We start from the raw sequence: 20,005 nt of genomic DNA, 5'->3' as shown, positions 1-20,005 counted from the left end.
GGACGGGGACGGGTGGGGACGGGGACGGGTGGGGGCGGGGCGGCGGCCCGGAGGTGGGGGAAGCCTCCGGGCCGCCGTTACGAGGGTGATCAGGTGTGCGGGCAGGTGGCGCGGTACTCCTGGATCGTGGAGCCGGAGGGCGCCGGGCACAGGAACTGGTCGTACCGGGTGTCGTCGTCGATCCACCGCTTCAGCCAGGCCAGGCTGTACTTGGCGGCCGTCACGTTCTGGCCCGAGGACGGGGCCGAGTGGTCGGCGTTGTTCAACTCCAAGTATGCCTTCTCCGGGGCGGCCGTCAGGCTCGTGTAGAACGGTTCCGCGTGCGACGACACCGGTGCTGTCGTGTCGTTCTCCGCGCCGACGATCAGGGTCGGCACGGTCACCGTCGGCCAGGATTTCGTGGTGTGCCAGGGGGTGAGCGGCACCGCTGCCTGCAGTGCCGGGCGGGTCCGGGCCGCGGAGAGGCTGCCGCCGCCGCCCATCGAGTGGCCCATCACGCCGAGGCGGGTGGCGTCGATGCGGGTGCGGACCGAGCTCGATCCGGTCAGGTAGTCGAGGGCGGCCAGCAGTTGGGTGCCCCGGCTGTCCGGCGAGTCCAGCGTGCTCAGCGTGTCGATGGTGATCACTACGAAGCCTTGGGAGGACAGGCGCGGCCCGAGCCAGGTCACCGCGGACTGGCTGGCGGTGAAGCCGGGGGAGATGGCGACTGCTCCGAACGTACCCACGCTGGTGTCTGTGGGGTAGTAGATCGTTCCGCCGCCGAAGCCACTGACGCTGGACCGGGCGACGGTGGTCGTGGCGATGGCGAACGAGCCGCGCGCGGCTTCGATGCTGGCGTTGGTGGGTGCCGGCCCGCGCTCGTAGGGGTTGGCGGCGACGGCGGGGGAGGCGGGTGCCGCGAGGAGGGCGGCGAGGACGATTCCGGGAACCGCGAACAGCGAGAGCTTCCGCGACATGTGTACTCCCTAGTTATCGATGGATGTCGATAGCTTGGAGGTCGTGGTTACCGTCGGGTAATCCCGGCTGGTACATGCCGCCGTGGTATGGGCTAAATCGGTTGCCGCACCCACTGGGACCAGCAATGCTGTCCGGCATGACGTTCTGACGAACCCCATCCTGCCGCCATGGAAAACCCTCGCGAAGATAGCGAACGTCCTTGTCTCAGCACCTGAAAAACGTCACCATTCTGTCCTCCGAAAGCAGCTGGATCGAATCCACCGCACTCGACCAGTGCGACCAGGTCGCCGCCCTCCCCGGCATGATCCACGTTGCCGGGATGCCGGATCTGCACCCCGGCAAAGGCGCCCCGATCGGCGCGGCCATGACGTCGTCGATCCTCTATCCGCTCCTCGTCGGATCGGACATCGGCTGCGGGATCGCGGTCTACCCGATCCGCCTCAAACGCGTCGACCCGGAGAAACTCGCCGCCCGCTTCCCCGACCTCGACGAGCCCCTCGACCCCGACGACGTCGACGAGGAGATCCCGTCCGGCTGGACCACGAGTCTCGGCACGGTCGGACGCGGCAACCACTTCGTCGAACTCGCGCGGGTCGAGACGATCGCCGCACCCGACCACGCCGCCCGCCTGGGCGTCGAGGCCGGGGACATGCTCCTGCTCGTACACTCCGGGTCGCGAGGCCACGGGGAGCGCATCCTGCGCACGCACACCGAGCGGCACGGAGCCGGTCCGGCCCCCGACCCGCAGGCCTATCTGTCCGAACACGATCAGGCCGTCCGCTGGGGTTCGCTCAACCGCCGCCTGCTCGCCCACCGGGTCGCCGACGCCCTCGGGGCGGCCCGCACCGAGCCGATCGTGGACGTCTGCCACAACGCGGTGGAGATCCGAAACGGTCACTACCTGCATCGCAAGGGCGCCGCCCCGGGCGACGGCCGCGATGTGCTGATCGCCGGTACGCGCGGCACCCGCTCCTACCTGGTGGCGGCGCACGCCGGACCGGAGGCGGGCTTCTCGGTCGCGCACGGGGCGGGCCGCAAGATGTCCCGGTCCGACGCCCTGCGCCGCGGCAAGGCGAAACACACGGTCGACGAGCTGCGGCGACCACGCCCCGGCTCGGTCGTGGTGTGCGGCGATCGGCAGCTGTTGTTCGAGGAGGCGCCGACCGCCTACAAGCGCATCGAGCGGGTGATCGACGACCTGGTCACGCACGGGGCCGCGACGCCGATCGTCACGACGTTGCCGGTCGTCACCTACAAGACGGCCGCCCTCTCCAGGTGACATTCTCGGTCACTCTGCTTTTGGTGTACGCCGTAAAGCCCGGAACCGTGGAACCGCCTCCGACGACGGCTGGCCGTCCGAAGCAGTAGCCCCCCAGCACGTCCATGCCGTCGCCTCGACCGTGGCCGGATCAGTCGCAGTCCGATCAGTTTGCGGTTGGGGCGGTTGCGGCGGTTGCGGTCGGGTCAGCCACCGTCCGATCAGCTGCCGCCGGATGGGCCGCCGCCGACGACGGCTGTCCGGTCCGCCCCGCATCGGTCCGCCCCGTCCTGGTCTGCCCCGTTCCGCCCTTGTCCGCCCTGCGCCGCCCTGGTCCCAGTCCAGTCCAGGGCGGGGCAACGGCGGTGGACTCCGTGTGGCGTTGTTTCGGTCCGCAACGACGGTTCGGTCGGCTCGGCCGTCCTCCACGGTCTTTTCGTGAGTCGGATTCGACCGCGGGTGACGGCTGGGGGCTTGAGCCGTTGTTGAGGGCTGGGTTTCGCCTTCCAGGGTGGCCGTGGGCGACGGCTTGGTGGGCTCGGCCGTCGGTTGTGGTTGTTTCGCGAGCCGAAAGCGACCGTGGTCGACGGCTGGGTGCCCCTGAGCCGTCGCTCACGGCTGGTTTCCACCCTCCCGGACAGCCGTGGTCGACGGCTCGACCTGCTCGGCCGTCGGTTGTGGTCCGTCTGCGAGTCGCGGCTCCCGGTTCTCGGTTCTCGGCTCCCGAAACGACCGTGAGCGACGGCCGGCGGTCGCGCCATGCCACCCGGCTTAAGTCGATCATGGACATGACCCTGCGCTGCAACAAAACGGCTGAGCTGCACTGATGCGACCGTCACCGTCACCGTCACCGTCACCGTCACCGTCACCGTCACCGCCACCGCCACCGCCACAGTCACCGCCACGACCACGGTCAACGGCCGACGAGTCGTCGTGGCGAAGGGGATCGCATGGTTACTGATCACGGCGTTGATCAAGCGAACGAGCGAGCGAGCGGACGGACGGACGGACGGACGAGCGGACGAGCGGACGAACGAGCGGACGAACGAACGAGCGGACGAGCGGATATAGGTGGCGGAGCCGGGGACGCTGGTGGGGGCGATCAGTGGGCGGTCCGCGTACCGTAGGAAGGTTTCATGCGGGCCTTGATCGTGGGGAACAGTGATGGCATCGGCGCGGCGCTCAGCCACCGCCTTGCGGGCGCGGGCTGGGACGTCGTCGGGATGTCGCGGCGTCCGGGGCCGGCGGCCGAGCAGCACGTCGTCGATGTGACGTCGCCGGGGCTGGGGCCGGCGCTCGCAAGGGTCGTCGAGGCCGGCGCCGTGGATCTGTGCGTCTATGCGGCCGGCATCGGTGACGTCATCGAGGGGGACGATCTGCGGTCGCAGACCCGGGCGTTCGAGGTTAACCTGCTGGGTGCGGCGCGCGTCGTCGAGGCTGTCGTGCCGGGCATGCTCGCCGCCGGGCGGGGACAGATCATCGGGCTGTCCAGCATGGCGGACGTGCTCGTGTCGGCGGAGGCCCCGGGCTATGCGGCGTCGAAGGCGGGGCTCACGTCCTACCTGCTCGGGCTGGACGCCTGGCTGCGGCCGCGGGGCGTGGCGGTGACGACGGTGCGGTTCGGGTTCGTGGACACCAAGATGGCCAAGTCGCCGGTCACGCCGTTCAAGATCTCGGTGGGGCGGGCGGTGGACGTGGTGATGCGGTGTGTGGAGACGCGTCCGGCGGTCGTGTCGCGTCCGCGGCGGATGGCGGTGGCCGCCGGGACGCTGGGGATGATCATGCGGATGGCGGCCCGATTCCGGTAGGGATTTCCTCACAGGTTCCGAAGAAGTCGCCGTCAGGCTTCCCCTCGACGGCCGGACAGCCCGGCTGTCGAGGGGAGGATGCCATGCGCCGGAACTACGGACTGCTGCTGGCCGCGATCGTGCTCACCGGGCTGACCGCCTGCGGATCAGCGCAGGAGGAGTCCAAGGCCGCTGAGGTCGCGACGCTCCAGAGTGCGGCGCCCGCCGTGTCGGCGGAGAAGGAGGCGAAGGCGGATGCGGAGCGTCCCCGGGAGCGGCTGGACACCACGCCGGAGGAGTACGAGGCGATGCTCAAGCCCTACAACGACTGTATGGCGGAGCAGGGCGCCTACGCCAAGTCGTCCGGCGGTGGGGGCGACCGTGTGGCGAGGCCCGCCACCAGGGAGGAGTCCGAGAAGGCCGACGCCGCCAACCGGATCTGTGAGCCGAAGTACATGCCGCTGCCGCCGTGGGAGCGGGACCCGGCGAACCCGGAGGCCGCCGACTTCTCCCGGGCCGTCGTGAAGTGCCTGAAGGACAAGGGCATCAAGTTCGTCGAGGTCTCCGACGACGGCATCAGCATCGCTCTCGGCGGTGACCAGAACGACTCCGAGTCCATCTCCAAGGGCATGGAGTTCATTCCGGACTGTGAGCGGAAGGTTGCTGCAGCGAAGAAGTAGTAGCAGCAGCGGCGGCGTGGTGCCGGCCGATCGGCAGCATCAGGGGACGCCCCGACACCGGGTCGGTGATCACCTGGCTGTCCAGGCCGAACACCGCGCGGACGCAGTCCTCGGTGAGAACCTCCGCCGGGGCGCCGGCCGCGTGCAACCCGCCGCCGGCCAGCGCGATCAGCTGGTCGGTGTAGCGGGCCGCCAGGTTCAGGTCGTGCAGCACCATCACGATGGTGGTGCCGCGGGCCCGGTTCAGGTCGGTGAGCAGGTCGAGGACCTCGATCTGATGCTGGACGTCGAGGAACGTGGTCGGCTCGTCGAGCAGCAGCAGGTCGGTCTGCTGGGCGAGCGCCATCGCGATCCACACCCGCTGGCGCTGGCCGCCGGAGAGCTCGTCGACGGCCCGGTCGGCGAGGTCGGCGGTGTGGGTGGCGTCCAGGGCTTCGGCGACCGCGATGTCGTCGGCGGCGCTCCACCGCGACAGCAGGCGCTGGTGCGGGTTGCGGCCCCGGCCGACCAGGTCGGCGACGGTGATGCCCTCGGGGGCGGTCGGCGACTGGGGGAGCAGGCCCAGGGTGCGGGCGAGCTCCTTGGCCGGCGTCTTGTGCACGGCCCGGCCATCCAGCAGGACCTGACCGCCGCGCGGGGCGAGCAGCCGCGACATCGACCGCAGCAGGGTGGACTTGCCGCACGCGTTGGCGCCGACGATCGTGGTGATCCGGCCGGGTTCGATGGCCAGGTCCAGTTTGTCGATGACGGTCCGGTCGGCGTACCCGACGGTCAGGGTCTCGACCGCAAGGGTGTGGTCGGTGGTCACAGCGAGCCTCCCGCTCGGTTGGTGCGGACGAGCAGATAGAGCAGGTAGGGCGCGCCCAGCACGCCGGTGATCACGCCGACCGGGTAGCGGGTGTCGAAGGCGTACTGGCCGATCAGGTCAGCGGTCAGCACGAGGATCGCGCCGACCAGGGCGGACGGGATCAGCAGCGAGCCGCGTGGGCCGAGCAGGCGGGACGCGATCGGCCCGGCGAGGAACGCCACGAAGCTGACCGGGCCGCTGGCCGAGGTGGCGAAGGCGATCAGGGCGACCGCGGCGACGATCACCAGGATGCGGGTACGTTCCAGCCGGACGCCCAGGGCCGCCGCGGTGTCGTCGCCCAGTTGCAGCATCGACAGGTTGCGGGCCTGGGTGAGCAGCAGCGGCCCGAACACCAGCAGGGCCAGCGCCACCGGGATCGTCTCGTCCCAGGTGGAGCCGTTGAGGCTGCCGTTGAGCCAGCGCATCGCGTTCTGCAGGTCCCATTGGCCGGCCTGGTTCAGCACGTACGCGGTGGCGCTGTCCAGCATCGCGGCGATGCCGATGCCGATCAGCACGAGCCGGGTCCCGGCGACGCCGTCCTTGAACGACAGCACGTAGATGATCAGGGCCACGCCGAGTCCGGCGATGATGGCGAACACCGACACGCCGACCTCGTCGAGTCCGAGCACGATGATGGCGAACGCCGCCGCCGCGCCCGCCCCGGAGGTGATGCCGATGACGTCCGGACTGGCCAGCGGGTTGCGCAGCATGGTCTGGAAGGTGACGCCGCCGGCGCCGAAGCAGAGGCCGACGAGCAGGGCCAGGACGGCGCGGGGCAGTCGCAGGGTGCCGACGCTGAACGACGCGCCGGGCACGGTCTCGCCGAGGATCACCCGCAGCACGTCGCCGGGCGGGTAGTACGTGTTGCCGAGCATCAGCGACAGGCTGAACATCGTGGCGGTGATCAGGGCGAGGACGGTGAGGACGGTCCACCGCCGCCGGTTGCGCCGGATCCGGCCGCGGGTGACGGCTTCCAGGGTGGTGGTGCTCACAGCTCGCGTACTTTCTGCCGGCGGACGACGGAGATGAAGAAGGGCGCGCCGATCAGCGCGGTGATGATGCCGACCTCGATCTCGTCGGGACGGGCCACGATCCGCCCGGCGACGTCGCCGGCGGTCAGCAGGATCGCGCCGGCCAGGGCGGAGAACGGCAGCAGCCACCGGTGGTCGAGGCCGACCAGCAGCCGGCACAGGTGCGGGACGACCAGGCCGACGAACGCGATCGGCCCGGCGATGGCGGTGGCCGCCCCGCAGAGCACCACCGCGCCGAGGGCGGCCACGCCGCGGGCGACGGCGACGCGTTCGCCCAGGCCGGCGGCGAGGTCGTCGCCGAGGGCCAGGGAGTTCAGCGGCCGGGCGCAGAGCAGGCAGACGACCGTGCCGGCGAGCAGGAACGGCAGGATGTGTTCGAGGCTCTCCCAGGTCGCGCCGCCGACCCCGCCGACCTGCCAGGACCGGTAGTTGGCGGCGATGTCGCCGCGGGGCAGCACGGTGGCGGTGATCAGCGAGGCCAGCGCCGCCGAGGTGGCCGCCCCGGCCAGCGCGATCTTGAGGGGGGTCGCGCCGCCGCGGCCCAGCGAGCCGACGGTGTACACGAAGATCGCGGCGATGGCGGCGCCGGCGATGGCCGCCCAGATGTAGTCGGTGGCGGTGGTCAGGCCGAAGGTGACGATGCCGACGGCGACCGCGAGGGAGGCGCCCATGTTGACGCCGAGGATGCCCGGGTCGGCGAGCGGGTTGCGGGTGACACCCTGCATCACCGTGCCGGACAGGGCGAGAGCCGCGCCGACGGCGACGGCGAGCAGCGTACGTGGGATGCGCTTGATCACGGCGGCCTGGTCGAGGGTCTCGTTCGCCCCGCCGAGTGCGGCGGTGATGTCGGACCAGCCGACGATCCGGGATCCGAAGGCGACCGAGGCCACCATGGTCACCAGCAGGACGGCGAGGACGGCCAGCAGCCAGGCCAGGCGCACCCGGGCCGGGCGCCGCGGGGTGGCGACGCCCGGCCCGGACGGAGTTTCGGCGTGCGTCATCAGATCTTGTCGGCGGCCTTGCCGAGCAGGTCCACGTAGTCGTCGAGCACGAACGGGATCGCCAGCGGCGTCGGGTTCGCGGCGGTGGCGACCGGGGTGCTGCCGGGCAGCGAGACGAACGAGCCGCGGGCGATGGCCGGGATCTTCGACAGCAGCGGGTCCTTCTGCAGGCTGGCCAGCATGGTGCCGTCGGCGTCGCCGTACGTCACGATGATGTCGACGTCGCTCAGGCCCTGCACCTGCTCGGAGCTCTGCGTGATGCTGAACTCCTCGGTCGCCGCGGAGGCCTTGGCGATGCTCTCCGGCTGCTTGAGGCCGAGGTCGGTGAAGAACTGCACCCGGGTGTCGTGCGTGGTGTAGAAGCTGATCTTGCTGAGGTCACTCGGGTCGATGTGCGTCAGGAACATCGCCGACTTGCCGGTCAGCTTCGGGTGCTTCGCGACCGCGTCCTTCATCTTCTGCTCGGTGTCCGCGATCAGCTTGTCACCCTCGGCGGCGAGGCCGAGCGCCTGGCTCTCCAGCTTGATCGTGTCGCGCCACGCGGTGGCCCAGGGCTGCTCCGGGTACGCCACGACCGGCGCGATGGCGCTCAGCGTCTCGTAGTCCTGCGCGGTCAGGCCGGAGTACGCCGCCAGGATCACGTCCGGCTTGGTGTCGGCGACCTTCTCGAACGGGATGCCGTCGGTCTCGTCGAACAGCACCGGCGTGGCGGCGCCCAACTCCTTGAGCTTCGCGGCGTCCCACGGCAGCACGCCGTCGCCGTCCTCGTCACCGAAGTTGGCCTTGGCCATGCCGACCGGGACGATGCCCAGCGACAGCGGCACCTCGTGGTTTGCCCAGTTGACGGTGGCGACCCGCTCGGGCTTCTTCGCGATGACGGTCTCACCGAGGGCGTGCTTGATGGTGATCGGGAACGACGCGGTGGAGCTGCCGGACGAGGACGAGGTCTCCGCGGCGGAGTCGGACGTGCCGCCGCAGGCGGTCAGTGCCAGGGCGGTGGCCGCGGCGGCGACGCCCGCCAGGAACCGGGTGGTGCGCATGGGGATCCCTTGGTCGGTGGATTAGGTTTGCCTAACCTAATGAACGCCGGACGCCAGGTACCTGTGGGGTGCCTGTGAGTGATCTTGGTTATGGCAATCTTGAGAAACCTGTCAGGTTCGCCGGAGAACCGGCCGGCCCGGACGGACCGCACCTATAGTCAGCGGCCATGTGTGCTCAGGTCCTGGTCGCCGAGGACGATCCCCGGCAGGCGGAGGTGGTGCGCCGCTACCTGGCCGCGGCGGGTCACCACCCGGTGGTGGTGCACGACGGGCGGTCCGCCCTCACCGAGGCCCGGCGGCTGCGCCCCGACCTGGTCGTGTTGGACGTGATGATGCCCGGGCTGGACGGCCTGCGGGTCTGCCGGACGTTGCGCCAGGAGTCGGACGTGCTGGTGCTGATGCTCACCGCCCGGGCCGGTGAGGAGGACCTGCTGCTCGGCTTGGAGCAGGGCGCCGACGACTACCTGCGCAAGCCGTACAGCCCCCGGGAACTGATGGCCCGGGTCCGCACCCTGCTGCGCCGGGCACCCGGCATTCGCGAGCAGCGGGTCGGCGGGGTCGGCGTGGACCCGCAGCGGCGGCGGGCCACCGTCGACGACGCCGAGATCGAGTGCACCCGCGGCGAGTTCGCCATCCTGGCCGCGATGGCCCGTGAGCCGGAACGCGTCTTCACCCGCGCCCAGCTGCTGCACCACACCCGGGGTATCGACCGCAGCTCCACGGAACGCACCATCGACGTGCACGTGATGAACCTGCGCCGCAAGATCGAACCGGATCCGCGGAACCCGGTCCGGCTGCTCACCGTCTACGGCGTCGGCTACAAGCTGGTGCCGTGAGGGTCCCGGTCCGGCACAGCCTGGTCACCCGGCTGCTGGTCACCTCGGTACTGATCGCGATCGCCGCGACCACCGCCACCGCGTGGCTGGCCACCACCACCGCCACCCGGGCGATCAACCAGGAACGCGGACGCTCGCTCACCGATGACAAGGGCGTCTACGACATGCTCGTGGAGTACGCCGCCACCCACGAGGACTGGTCCGCGGCCGCCTCGCTGATCCACGAGCGGGCCGCCGCACTGGACCGCCGGATCACCCTGACCACCCCGGACCGCCGTCTCATCGCCGAGTCCGGCGGCGGCCCGGCGCTGGACGCGGCCCGCCCGTCGGCCACCGTGGACCCGCTCGACCTGGACCTGACCCTGACCGGCGGCACCGACCGCATCGACCCGCGGGTGGTCGGCCCGTACGGGTTCACCACGGCGGAACGCAAGGAACTACGGGTGGTCGCCCGGGAGCAGCGGGACTGCGTACTCAAGCAGGGTCTGGACGCCCGGATCGAGCAGGAGCCCGGCGGCCGTCCCCGGGTCGTCGTCAGCGGACCGGATCAGCAGGCCGTCGACAGGGTGTCGCTGGGCTGCCAGAGCAAACTGACCGGCTATGTCAGCGCGTCCGGTCGGCGCGCCCTGGCCGAACTGTCCCTGGCCGTCGGCACCTGCCTCAAACTCGACGACCCGGAGCAACTGCACGTGACGGCCGCCGGCACGATGTTCGTGGCGCCCACCGACGGCCGGGAACCCGTCGCGGTCGCCGAGGAGGCGCTCCTGACGATCGACAGCGAGGGCAAGGCCGCCCGGAACTGTCTCGACCGGGAACGCCGGGCACAGCTCCAGCCCTACGTCGCCCCGCCCGCCCTGCTCTTCGTCACCGACCCGCGGACCGGCGCCGACCGCACCACCTTCACCCTGTCCCGCGACAACATCGTCCGGATCGTCACGGTGACCGGCGCGGTCCTGCTCGCCACCATTCTGATCACCGTGCTGGTCGGCCGCCGCCTGGTCCGGCCGTTGCGCGCGCTCACCGACGCCGCCGACCGTCAGACGCCGGTCGCGGTCACCGCCCGCGACGAGATCGGCCACCTGGCCCGGGCGCTGCGGGACTCGGCGCAGCGCCGGGACCGGGCCGAGGCGCAGCGCCGGGCGATGGTCAGCGACGTCGCGCACGAGTTGCGGACCCCGCTGACCAACATCCGCAGCTGGCTGGAGGCAGCCCAGGACGATCTGGCGCCGACCGATGCGCAGCTCCTCAACCTGCTCCACGAGGAGGCCATGCTGCTCCAGCACGTGATCGACGATCTCGGCGATCTGGCCGCGGCCGACGCGGGCACCCTCCGGGTGCATCGAGAACCTCTGCGGGTACGCGAAACGCTCGCGCACGTGGTGGACAGCCACCGGGGCACCGCGCAGTCGAGCGGGGTCACCCTGGTGACCGACGTGGTCGGCGAGCCGGTTGTCGACGCGGACCCGGTCCGGCTGCGGCAGATCGTCGGCAACCTGGTGTCCAACGCGATCCGGCACACCCCGGCCGGCGGGACGGTGACCGTCGGCGCGCACGGTGCCACCGTCACGGTCGCCGACACCGGTGTCGGGATCAGCGAGGAGAACCTGCCGAAGGTGTTCGACCGGTTCTGGCGGGCCGACGAGTCGCGCAGCCGCAGCACCGGTGGCAGCGGTCTGGGCCTGTCCATCGTGCGCAAACTGGTCGAGGCGCACGGCGGGACCGTCACGGTGGCCAGCACGCCCGGTGCGGGAACCGTCTTCACGGTGGTGCTGCGGGTCCCGGAGAAGGACTGAGCGGCGATTCCGAACCGGAACCGCCGCCCGTCACCGGAGACGCCTGGCGCGCCGGGCGGCGGGACCCGAATCCCGGACCGGCGCCGCACGGGCGTCTCTTACCCGTGCGGACGCTGTCGGAGGGCTGAAAGGTTGCCGGGTGATGCCCAGATCACACTCACCCCACCGTCCCCAGCTGTTTCACGTGCCGCACCACCGGCGCGCTCTCGAGGCGCTCCACCCCGGCCAGCGGCCCCACACTCTCGGTCACGTACCGGTAGAAGGCCGACATGTCAGTGCAGACCACCGTGGCGATCAGGTTCGTCGGGCCGGTGCACGCCGCCGCGAAGACCACCTCCTCGTGCTCGGCCATCGCCGCGCCGACCGCGGCCAGCCGCGCCGGGACGACCGAGAGCCAGAGCTGCACCACGGCCCGGTACCCGAACAACTCGGCACTGACCTCCACGTCGAAGAACAGGTCCCGGGAGGCGGTCAGCTCCTGCAACCGGCGGCGGACCGTCGACTCGGGCCAGCCGGTCGCCGTGGCCAGGTCGGCGAGGCCCATGCGGCCGTCCGACCGCAGTGCGGTGAACAGGGCGGCGTCGCTGTCGTCAGCACCGCCCAGCCGGGCCGGCCGTCCGCCGGGGTGCGGCGGCGGGGTCATCGCGGCGATCTGCTCGGCGGTCATCGCGGTGTCGTGGCGGTCGCCGACCGACCCGCCCACGTACTGGTGGATCACGCAGTAGGCGTCCACCGAGACCAGCCCCTTGGTGCGGGGCAGCCGGTTGAGCAGCAGGGCGTCCCGGTCGGCGGTCTCCGGCACCCGCACGTTGCAGGAGATCTCGGTGCCACCCGAGTTGATGGTGACCCAGGCGGTGTCCGGCCGGCGGGCCAGCGCCCGGGACAGCGGCACGGCGGCGTCGGTGGTGGTGTGCAGGCGCAGCGTCCACACCTCGTGCCCGAGCTTGTGCGAGTCGGGCAGGCCGACCACGCGTACCCCCGCCTTCTCCCGCAGTCTGCGGTAGCGCCGGGCGACCGTCTGATCGGAGACGCCGAGGACCGCCCCGATCTCCCGGTAGCCCGCTCGGCCGTTGATCCGCAGAGCGTGCACGATCTGCTCGTCGAGCGTGTCGATTTCCACGCCACAACCCTATGCCGACGTCGAGATCCGCCGGAAACCGGCAACTGGTTGGTACTTTCCGGCGCTCGGCCCGGAGAGTGTGCCGCATGCGTAAGTGGATACCCCTGATCGCCGTCTGCCTCGGCACCTTCCTGCTGCTGGTCGACGTGACGATCGTGATCGTGGCGTTGCCCGCGATCGCCGGCGACTTCGGCGCCGACTATGCCGACCTGCAGTGGGTGCTCGACGCGTACGCGCTGGCGCTTGCCGCCCTGCTGCTCGGAGCCGGCTCGCTCGCCGACCGGTACGGGCGGCGCGGCGTCTACCTGACCGGCCTCGTGGTCTTCGCCGTCTCGTCGCTGCTCTGTGCGATCGCCCCGAACGAGCAGGCGCTGATCGCCGCCCGGGTGCTGCAGGGCATCGGCGGCGCGGCCATGTTCGCCACCACCCTGGCCATCCTCAACCTCACCTACCACGGACGGGACCGCGGCGTCGCGTTCGGCGTCTGGGGCGCGGTCAGCGGCGCCGCCACCGCGGCCGGCCCGCTGGTCGGCGGCCTGCTCACCGAGCACCTCAGCTGGCGCTGGATCTTCCTGGTCAACCTGCCGGTCAGCGCCGCCGCCCTCTGGTTCACCCTGCGCGGCGTCACCGAGTCGAGGGCGCCGCGGGCCGGCCGCTTCGACATCCCGGGCACGGTCACCTTCACGATCGCCGCGGGCGCGGTCACCTACGGCCTGATCCAGGCCTCCGCCGAGGGCTGGACCGCCGCGGCGACCCTGGTCCCGCTGCTCGCCGGGCTGGTCGCGGCGGCCGCGTTCGTCCTCGTCGAGCTCCGCTCCGACCACCCGATGCTCGACCTGGGACTGTTCCGGAACCCGTCGTTCGCGGTCCTGATCGCCGCGGCCTTCCTGATGCACGCGGCGGCCTTCGCGGTCATGCCGTACTCCACGGTCTGGCTGCAGCAGATCCTCGGCCACGGCCCGGTCGACGCCGGGCTGCTCGGCGCGCTCCCGCTCTCCGGCGCGTCGCTGCTGGTCGGCGCCTTCGCCGGGCACGCGCTGCAGAAGGCGTCACCTCGCCTCGCGGTCGGCCTCGGCCTGCTGCTGGTCGCCGCCGGCGACCTGGCCCAGTCGCTGGTCGGCGGGGACAGCGGGGGCACGGTGCTGATCCCCGGCCTGATCCTGGTCGGACTCGGCGCCGGCGCGGTGCTGCCGGTGCAGTCGTCCGCGCTGCTCGCGGGGGTGCCCCGGGAACGCAGCGGGATGGCGGGCGGGGCGCTCAACACCTTCCGGCAGCTCGGCTTCGCGTTCGGCGTGGCGGTCTTCGGCAAGGTGTTCCAGGACGCGGTCGCGGACGGGCGCGGTGCTCCGGCCGCGTACGCCGAAGGCCTGAGCTCGACCCTGCAGCTGGCCGCAGCGTTCGCGCTGGTGGCCGGGATCCTGGTGTTGATCCTCCTGCGCCGGACGGCACACGGACCGGTGAATGTGTCGATGAGCACCGATGAAAATCGGGTGAAAGTGTCGGAGGGGTAAGGCAGAGTCGCCTTCGTGGACACGCGCAGCCCGGCTCGGTATCTCTGGTGGTTGGCACGACAGATGCCGGGTCGGGTGGCGCTCGGCGCCGGGTTCGGATCGGCCTGGTTCATCAGCCTGGCGACCATGCCGTGGCTGATCTCCCAGGCCGTCGACCACGGCCTGGCCCCGCACCGGCCCGGCGTGCTGATCGGCTGGTCGGCGGTGGTGCTGGTCCTCGGTGTGGCCAGTGCCGGGCTCGGCATCATGCGCCACCGCAGCATGACCAAGCTGCGCCTGACCGCCGCGCTGCGCACCGCCGACCTGGTGATGACCCACGCGACCCGGCTCGGCGCGTCCCTGCCCCGGCAGATGACCGCCGGTGAGGTGGTCACCATCGGCATCTCCGACGTGTGGACCATCAGCCGGGCGATGAACGTCGGCGGTGTCGGCGTGGCGGCCACCCTGGCCATCACGGTCATCGCGTCCTTCCTCTTCTCGATCTCACCGCTGCTGGCGGTGGTGGTGCTGGTCGGTGTCCCGGTGCTGGCGCTGTGTGTCGGGCCGCTGCTCGGGCGCACCCAGCGGGCCGCCTTCCGCTACCGCGAGAGGCAGGGCGAGCTGAACGCCCGGCTGGTCGACATCATCGGCGGACTGCGGGTCCTCAACGGACTCGGCGGCAAGCAGATCCACCAGGAACGCTACGAACGCGAGTCGGCCCGGCTCCGCGACCAGGGCTACCGCGTCGGCGGCCCGTCCAGTTGGATCGGGGCGCTCGGCGAGGGCCTGCCGGTGGTCTTCCTCGCCGTGGTGATCTGGCTGGCCGCCCGGCTCGCGGTGGCCGGCGACCTCACCGCCGGCCAGCTCATCGCGGTGTACGGCTACACCGCGATGCTGGTCATCCCCTGCGACGTGCTGATCTTCTGCAGTTTCGACATGGTCCGCGGCCTGGTCGCCGCCCGCCGCGTCACCGCCTTCCTCAACCTGCCCGCCGAGGACCCGTCCGGTGCTCCCGCGCCCACCGGCCCGGCCGTTCTGCACGACCCGGACTCCGGGGTGACCGCCGAACCGGGCCGGTTCACCGCCCTCGCCGGCGCCCGCCCCGCCGACGCCGCCGAGGTGATCGACCGGCTCGGCCGTTACGGGCCGACCGCCGCGACCTGGGGCGGGCAACCCTTGTCCGCAACGGAGCGCGACGGCGTCCGCGACCGGATCCTGGTCGCCGACAACGGCGCCGACCTGTTCGCCGGCACCCTGCGCGACGCGGTCGCCGGGCGTCTCGGCCCCGACGACGACCGGATCCGGGCGGCGCTCGCCGTCGCCGTGGCCCACGACGTCGGCGACGACCTGGAACGCCCGATCGACTGGGGCGGCCGCACCCTGTCCGGTGGCCAGCGCCAGCGGGTCCGGCTGGCCCGCGCCGTCTACGCCGACCCGGAGATGCTGCTCGCCGTCGAACCGACCTCGGCCGTCGACGCGCACACCGAGGCCGCCGTCGCCGAACGCCTCGCCGCCGCCCGCGCCGGCCGCGGCACGGTCGTCGCCACCACCTCACCGGTCCTGCTCGACCAGGCCGACACCGTCCACTACCTGATCGACGGCCGGGTCACCGCCAGCGGACGGCACCACGAGCTGCTGGCCACCGAACCCGGCTACCAAGCCCTGGTGACCCGCGCCTTCGGCGAGGACGACATCTTCGCGGAGACCCGCGTTCCCGGAAAGGACGACGAGTGAGCACCGCACTGCCGATCGCCGGTCAACGGGAGGTCGCCCGCGCGGCGGCCCGGCTCATCGCGGCCGAACGCGGCACCGTCGCCGGGATGATCACGCTCAGCGCCCTCGCGGCCCTGGCCTCCCTCGCCGCGCCCTGGCTGCTCGGCCGGGTCATCGACACGGTGGCCGCGGGCGGCGGGGTGGGCACCGTCGACCGGCTCGCCCTGACCGTGCTCGCCTTCGCCGTGGCGCAGACGCTGCTCGCCCGGTTCGCGCTGGCGATCGGCTACCGGTTCGGTGAGCGCACCGCCGCGCGCGTCCGGGAGGGCTTCCTGCGGCGCACGTTCGCCCTGCCCGCCGCGGTGGTCGAACGGGTGCCCGCCGGTGACCTGGCCGCTCGCGGCACCACCGACGTCGACCTGGTCGCCACCACCCTGCGCGACATCCTGCCCGGCCTGTTCATCGGCGTCGTGAAGATCGTCTTCATCGTGTCCGCCGTGGTGGTCCTCGACCCGGTCCTCGGCGTGGTCGGGGTCCTCGGCCTCTCCGGCATCTACTTCGTCACCCGGTGGTATCTGCGCCGGGCCCGCAGCGCCTATCTCACCGAGGGCACCGCCAACTCGCGCCTCGCCGAGGAACTCGCCGCCACCACCGCCGGTGCCCGCACCGTCGAGGCGTTCGGCCTGCACGCCCGCCGCCTCGACGCCGGCCACACGGCCCTCGCCGAGACCCGCCGCACCCGGCTGGCCACCCTCGCCCTGCGCAGCGTGTTCTTCCCCCTCGTCGAGACGTCGTACGCGGTGCCCGGCTTCCTCGTCCTGCTCCTCGGCGGCCTGCTCTACTTCGACGGGCAGGCCACCCTCGGCACGGTCGGCGCCGCCGTCCTCTACCTGCGGCAGCTCGTCGGGCCGCTGGACAGCATCATGATCTGGGTGGAGCAGCTGCAGAGCAGCTCCGCCGCGTTCGCCCGCATCGAAGGCCTGTCCGCCGTCCCGGCGCCACCCCCGCACGCCACCACGGCACCGGACGGCGACCGGATCGTGGTCAGCGGGGTCCGGTACGCGTACGAGCCGGGCCGCGACGTGCTCCACGACGTCGAGCTGACGATCCGCCCCGGCGAACGCCTCGCGATGGTCGGTCTCTCCGGCGCCGGCAAGTCCACCCTCGGCCGCCTGATCGCCGGCGTCGACCGGCCCACGTCCGGCACGGTCACCGTCGGCGGCGTGCCGATCGCCGACCTGCCGCCCGAGACGCTGCGCCGCCACGTCGTCCTGGTCACCCAGGAGCACCACGTCTTCCGGGACACGCTGCGGGCCAACCTGATGGCGTCCGCGCCCGACGCCGACCTGCGGCGGGCGCTGGCCACGGTCGGCGCGGACTGGGCCACCGACCTGGACCGCGACCTCGGCGACCACCCCCTCGACGGCGCGCAGGCCCAGCAGCTGGCCCTGGCCCGGGTGCTGCTCGCCGACCCTCACACGATCATCCTCGACGAGGCGACGGCGCTGCTGGACCCGACCGCGGCCCGCACCGCCGAGCGGGCCCTCGCGGCGGTGCTGCACGAACGGACGGTCATCGCGATCGCCCACCGGTTGCAGACCGCCCACGATGCGGACCGGGTCGCGGTGATGGACGGCGGCCGGATCATCGAACTGGGCTCCCACGACGAACTGGTTGCGGCGAACGGTCCCTACGCCGCCCTGTGGCGTTCCTGGCACGGGGACACGGTGGAGAGCTCCGGCACCGTTCTGTGACGCGTGTTGCCGACGGTCATCGGGTTTTGCGGGGAGTGGCCTTCTTCATCGGTGTGGGCGGGGGCGGGGGAGAACCCTCGGCGAAAGCCAGACCGCTGCTGATGTCCCGCCGCGGCGGTGACCGTGGAGATGGCACGCCGCATGGCTGGAGTTTCGGGGAGGTGGTGCGCACGCTCAGGGGGACGTGGGAGCCACATCGAACGGGGGATCGTGATGGAGCGTGCAATCCGGCGTGTCGTGGTGACGGCCGCGGTGTTCGTGACGGCGGTGGCGGGTCAGCCGGCTCCGGCGCTCGCCGCGGCGACAGTGCGCATCTGGGGTGCTCAGAGTCCGAACTACTGCCTCACCGGGCTGAAGAACACCTACGACGTGTGGACCACGCCGTGCGGGGGCGGCGAGTACCAGAACTGGGTCCTCGTGGCGGGCACCAACCCGAACCGGACCGACGACTACCGGGTCGTCAGTGCCACCGGCCAGTGGAACTACTGTCTCGAGCAGCGCGATTCGGGCAGCACGTTCGTCTGGGTGGCCTGGTGTGACGGCGGCCCGAACCAGAACTGGTGGATCTCGCGGCAGGGCACGGCCAACCGGTACAAGAACGAGTCGAGCCTCTGGTGCCTGGACATGTCGCACGTGAACGGCGTGCCCAACGGGACGATCACCTCGTGGCCCTGCTACGACCCGATCACCCTGAACCAGCAGTGGTACCACGGCTGAGAAGCGGCCGAGAAACGGCTGAGGGTCAGTCGTGGGAGCCGGCCCGGATCAGGCCGGACTCGTACGCGTAGACGACGGCCTGCACCCGGTCGCGCAACGCCAGCTTGGTCAGCACCCGGCTGACGTGGGTCTTGACCGTGCCCTCGGAGAGGTGGAGGCGGGCGGCCACCTCGCCGTTGGACAGTCCCCGGGCGACCAGCCCGAGCACCTCGCGTTCCCGGTCGGTCAGGGTGTCCGCGGCCGGGGACGGGACGGGCGGGCCGTCCCCGGCGGTGACGTACCGGTCGACGAGGCGGCGGGTCACGGTCGGGGCGACCACCGCCTCGCCGCGGACCACCACCCGGATGGCGGACAGCAGGTCGTCGGCGAGGGTGTCCTTCAGCAGGAAGCCGCTGGCGCCGGCTCGTAGCGCCGCGTACACGTACTCGTCCAGGTCGAACGTGGTCAGGATCAGCACCCGGGTCCGCGCGGAGCGGTCGCCCGCGCAGATCCGGCGGGTCGCCTCGACGCCGTCGACGTCGGGCATCCGGATGTCCATCAGCACGATGTCCGGGTGGACGGCGAGGGCGGTGCGGGCGGCCTGCGCGCCGTCGGCGGCCTCGCCGACCACCCGCATGTCGGCCGCGTTCTCCAGGATCATGCGGAATCCGGTGCGGACCAGGGCCTGGTCGTCGGCGAGCAGCACACTGATCATGACGGTTGCTCCTCGACGGTGACGGGCAGGACGGCCCGCACGACGAAACCGCCGTGCGGCCCGGGACCGGCTTCGAACCGGCCACCGAGCAGTCTCACGCGTTCCGCCATGCCGCGCAGCCCCGTACCCTTGCCGTCGCCGTGTCCCGGGCCGGAACCATCGTCGCTCACCGTGATCTCGACGGTGGTCGCGGTCCGGGTCACGGTCACCGTGGCGTTCGCTCCGGGGCCCGCGTATTTCATGGTGTTGGTCAGGGCTTCCTGCACGATCCGGTACGCCGACAGGTCGACCGCAGACGGCAGCCCACCGCATGATCCGGAGATGTCCAGCGTCACCGGTGTGCCCGCTTCCCGCACCTGCGTGACCAGAGCGGACAGCGTGGCCACGCCGGGCTGCGGATGCCACGCGTCGTCGACCTCGCCGACGGTGGCCAGCACCCGCCGCATGTCGGCGAGCGAATCCCGCCCGGTCTTGATGATCGCCTCCAGGGCGGCGCGGGTGTCGGCCGGCCGGTTCTCCAGGGCGGCCGCCCCGCCCTGCGCCTGGATCACCATGACCGACAGGCCGTGCGCGACGACGTCGTGGAGTTCCCGGCTGATCCGCCCGCGTTCGGCGGCGACCGCCAGCACCGCCTGCTGGTCGCGTTCCCGTTCCCGGTCGACGGCGCGGGCCCGGAGTTCCGCGAGGTGGGCGCGGCGGCTGCGCGTACCCGAACCGATGGCCCAGGCCGCGATCAGGGCGAGGGAGACGCCGGGCAGGTCGTTCCAGCCGATGCTCAGGTCCTGCGGTTCGGGTTCGATGGGCGGAGGAGCCGGGCGGATCTCGGGAGCGGGCCGGGGGAGGGGCGGGCCTTCGCGGACCGTGACCGAACTCGACCCCAGGGCGAGGAGCAGCAGAACGGCCAGGACCGCGAGCGAGCACGCCCACCCGCGCCGCACCGCCACCGTGTACAGCAGGAGCGGCACACTCAGGTCGATGAGCGTGAGGGGCATGGCGTCGGTCAGGTGGAGTGTGGCGGCGGTGCAGCAGACGACGAGCATCGCCGTCGGCCACCGGCGGCGCAGCGCGATCCCGGCGGCGGCGATCCCGGACGCCAGCCACCACAGGCCGGCGGCGTCGCTCATGTTCTCGTCGCCGCTGTTGACCGCGACGCAGAGCAGCAGCAGCCCGATGCCGAGGGCGGTGTCCTGCAGGGCAGGGTTCATGAGGCGGCGTGTCATGGTTCCGTGAGCCTACGAGTCGTGGGCGTGCCGCGAATCCCTCTCCGGACGGAGATGCGGATACCTC

Annotated in this window: 17 protein-coding genes; 9 read left to right on the top strand and 8 right to left on the bottom strand. The window is 71.8% G+C overall.

Annotated features, from left to right (window positions below; all coding sequences use genetic code 11):
* Positions 1-89: 89 nt before the first annotated feature.
* Positions 90-956, bottom strand: coding sequence for a poly(ethylene terephthalate) hydrolase family protein (locus tag WH85_RS33875; protein WP_045746166.1), 867 nt, complete (start codon positions 954-956; stop codon positions 90-92).
* A 200-nt stretch (positions 957-1,156) separates the two neighbouring features.
* On the opposite strand from WH85_RS33875, the gene WH85_RS33870 reads away from it, so the two are divergent.
* The 3 genes from WH85_RS33870 (at position 1,157) to WH85_RS33860 (ending at position 4,682) form a co-directional block, all read left to right on the top strand.
* Positions 1,157-2,236 (top strand): RNA ligase RtcB family protein, encoded by a 1,080-nt coding sequence (locus WH85_RS33870; protein ID WP_045746165.1) that lies wholly within the window; start codon positions 1,157-1,159, stop codon positions 2,234-2,236.
* Positions 2,237-3,351: 1,115 nt separating this feature from the next.
* Positions 3,352-4,023, top strand: a complete 672-nt coding sequence (locus WH85_RS33865) for an SDR family NAD(P)-dependent oxidoreductase (RefSeq protein ID WP_045746164.1) — start codon at positions 3,352-3,354, stop codon at positions 4,021-4,023.
* A gap of 83 nt (positions 4,024-4,106) precedes the next feature.
* Complete coding sequence (locus tag WH85_RS33860; RefSeq protein ID WP_045746163.1) at positions 4,107-4,682, top strand: hypothetical protein; 576 nt, start codon at positions 4,107-4,109, stop codon at positions 4,680-4,682.
* Here WH85_RS33860 and WH85_RS33855 read toward each other — a convergent pair.
* Genes WH85_RS33855 through WH85_RS33840 form a run of 4 tightly spaced genes read right to left on the bottom strand, consistent with a single transcriptional unit; the run spans position 4,639 to position 8,601 of the window.
* Positions 4,639-5,490, bottom strand: a complete 852-nt coding sequence (locus WH85_RS33855) for an ABC transporter ATP-binding protein (protein WP_045746162.1) — start codon at positions 5,488-5,490, stop codon at positions 4,639-4,641. The genes WH85_RS33860 and WH85_RS33855 overlap by 44 nt on opposite strands.
* On the bottom strand, positions 5,487-6,521 hold the full coding sequence (locus WH85_RS33850) for a FecCD family ABC transporter permease (protein ID WP_045746161.1): 1,035 nt from the start codon (positions 6,519-6,521) through the stop codon (positions 5,487-5,489). The genes WH85_RS33855 and WH85_RS33850 overlap by 4 nt, the downstream gene beginning before the upstream one ends.
* Positions 6,518-7,561: a FecCD family ABC transporter permease gene (locus WH85_RS33845; protein ID WP_045746160.1), complete on the bottom strand. Its 1,044-nt coding sequence runs from the start codon at positions 7,559-7,561 to the stop codon at positions 6,518-6,520. The genes WH85_RS33850 and WH85_RS33845 overlap by 4 nt, the downstream gene beginning before the upstream one ends.
* The gene (locus WH85_RS33840; protein ID WP_045746159.1) at positions 7,561-8,601 is read right to left on the bottom strand and encodes an iron-siderophore ABC transporter substrate-binding protein; all 1,041 of its coding nucleotides are present in this window, start codon (positions 8,599-8,601) and stop codon (positions 7,561-7,563) included. The genes WH85_RS33845 and WH85_RS33840 overlap by 1 nt, the downstream gene beginning before the upstream one ends.
* Positions 8,602-8,768: 167 nt before the next feature.
* On the opposite strand from WH85_RS33840, the gene WH85_RS33835 reads away from it, so the two are divergent.
* A complete protein-coding gene (locus WH85_RS33835) occupies positions 8,769-9,437 on the top strand; it encodes a response regulator transcription factor (protein ID WP_045746158.1) in 669 nt (222 codons plus the stop codon).
* A complete protein-coding gene (locus tag WH85_RS33830; RefSeq protein ID WP_045746157.1) occupies positions 9,434-11,230 on the top strand; it encodes a sensor histidine kinase in 1,797 nt (598 codons plus the stop codon). The genes WH85_RS33835 and WH85_RS33830 overlap by 4 nt, the downstream gene beginning before the upstream one ends.
* Positions 11,231-11,387: 157 nt before the next feature.
* Here WH85_RS33830 and WH85_RS33825 read toward each other — a convergent pair whose 3' ends face one another.
* Positions 11,388-12,350, bottom strand: coding sequence for an Lrp/AsnC family transcriptional regulator (locus WH85_RS33825; RefSeq protein ID WP_045746156.1), 963 nt, complete (start codon positions 12,348-12,350; stop codon positions 11,388-11,390).
* Positions 12,351-12,436: 86 nt separating this feature from the next.
* Between WH85_RS33825 and WH85_RS33820 the strand changes: the two genes are divergently transcribed.
* The 4 genes from WH85_RS33820 to WH85_RS33805 all read left to right on the top strand — a co-directional run bounded on the left by WH85_RS33820 (position 12,437) and on the right by WH85_RS33805 (position 18,024).
* Entirely contained in the window at positions 12,437-13,861 is a 1,425-nt protein-coding gene (locus tag WH85_RS33820) for an MFS transporter (RefSeq protein ID WP_045746155.1), read from the top strand.
* 63 nt (positions 13,862-13,924) lie between these two features.
* Positions 13,925-15,574, top strand: coding sequence for an ABC transporter transmembrane domain-containing protein (locus tag WH85_RS33815; protein WP_052720998.1), 1,650 nt, complete (start codon positions 13,925-13,927; stop codon positions 15,572-15,574).
* A complete protein-coding gene (locus WH85_RS33810) occupies positions 15,571-17,307 on the top strand; it encodes an ABC transporter ATP-binding protein (RefSeq protein ID WP_045746153.1) in 1,737 nt (578 codons plus the stop codon). Before WH85_RS33815 ends, WH85_RS33810 begins: the two co-directional genes overlap by 4 nt.
* Positions 17,308-17,520: 213 nt before the next feature.
* Entirely contained in the window at positions 17,521-18,024 is a 504-nt protein-coding gene (locus WH85_RS33805; RefSeq protein ID WP_169792520.1) for an RICIN domain-containing protein, read from the top strand.
* Positions 18,025-18,049: 25 nt separating this feature from the next.
* Here the strand turns inward: WH85_RS33805 and WH85_RS33800 are convergent, their stop codons facing one another.
* Together WH85_RS33800 and WH85_RS33795 are read right to left on the bottom strand one after the other, a co-directional pair.
* Entirely contained in the window at positions 18,050-18,718 is a 669-nt protein-coding gene (locus WH85_RS33800; RefSeq protein ID WP_045746151.1) for a response regulator, read from the bottom strand.
* Positions 18,715-19,938 (bottom strand): sensor histidine kinase, encoded by a 1,224-nt coding sequence (locus WH85_RS33795; protein ID WP_045746150.1) that lies wholly within the window; start codon positions 19,936-19,938, stop codon positions 18,715-18,717. Before WH85_RS33795 ends, WH85_RS33800 begins: the two co-directional genes overlap by 4 nt.
* Positions 19,939-20,005 lie beyond the last annotated feature (67 nt).

Origin of the sequence: Actinoplanes rectilineatus, assembly GCF_000962825.1 — a bacterium.
Classification (GTDB): Bacteria; Actinomycetota; Actinomycetes; order Mycobacteriales; family Micromonosporaceae; genus Actinoplanes; species Actinoplanes rectilineatus.
Note: the sequence above shows the minus strand (reverse complement) of the source record. Positions and strands in the feature narration are given on the sequence as shown.

Excerpts from the sequence above, each read along its gene's own strand:
- WH85_RS33815 (WP_052720998.1), top strand. The coding sequence starts at position 13,925 with ATGCCGGGTCGGGTGGCGCTCGGCGCCGGGTTCGGATCGGCCTGGTTC.
- WH85_RS33835 (WP_045746158.1), top strand. The coding sequence starts at position 8,769 with ATGTGTGCTCAGGTCCTGGTCGCCGAGGACGATCCCCGGCAGGCGGAG.
- WH85_RS33795 (WP_045746150.1), bottom strand. The coding sequence starts at position 19,938 with ATGACACGCCGCCTCATGAACCCTGCCCTGCAGGACACCGCCCTCGGC.
- WH85_RS33800 (WP_045746151.1), bottom strand. The coding sequence starts at position 18,718 with ATGATCAGTGTGCTGCTCGCCGACGACCAGGCCCTGGTCCGCACCGGA.
- WH85_RS33840 (WP_045746159.1), bottom strand. The coding sequence starts at position 8,601 with ATGCGCACCACCCGGTTCCTGGCGGGCGTCGCCGCCGCGGCCACCGCC.
- WH85_RS33820 (WP_045746155.1), top strand. The coding sequence starts at position 12,437 with ATGCGTAAGTGGATACCCCTGATCGCCGTCTGCCTCGGCACCTTCCTG.
- WH85_RS33865 (WP_045746164.1), top strand. The coding sequence starts at position 3,352 with ATGCGGGCCTTGATCGTGGGGAACAGTGATGGCATCGGCGCGGCGCTC.
- WH85_RS33845 (WP_045746160.1), bottom strand. The coding sequence starts at position 7,561 with ATGACGCACGCCGAAACTCCGTCCGGGCCGGGCGTCGCCACCCCGCGG.
- WH85_RS33860 (WP_045746163.1), top strand. The coding sequence starts at position 4,107 with ATGCGCCGGAACTACGGACTGCTGCTGGCCGCGATCGTGCTCACCGGG.
- WH85_RS33875 (WP_045746166.1), bottom strand. The coding sequence starts at position 956 with ATGTCGCGGAAGCTCTCGCTGTTCGCGGTTCCCGGAATCGTCCTCGCC.
- WH85_RS33805 (WP_169792520.1), top strand. The coding sequence starts at position 17,521 with ATGGAGCGTGCAATCCGGCGTGTCGTGGTGACGGCCGCGGTGTTCGTG.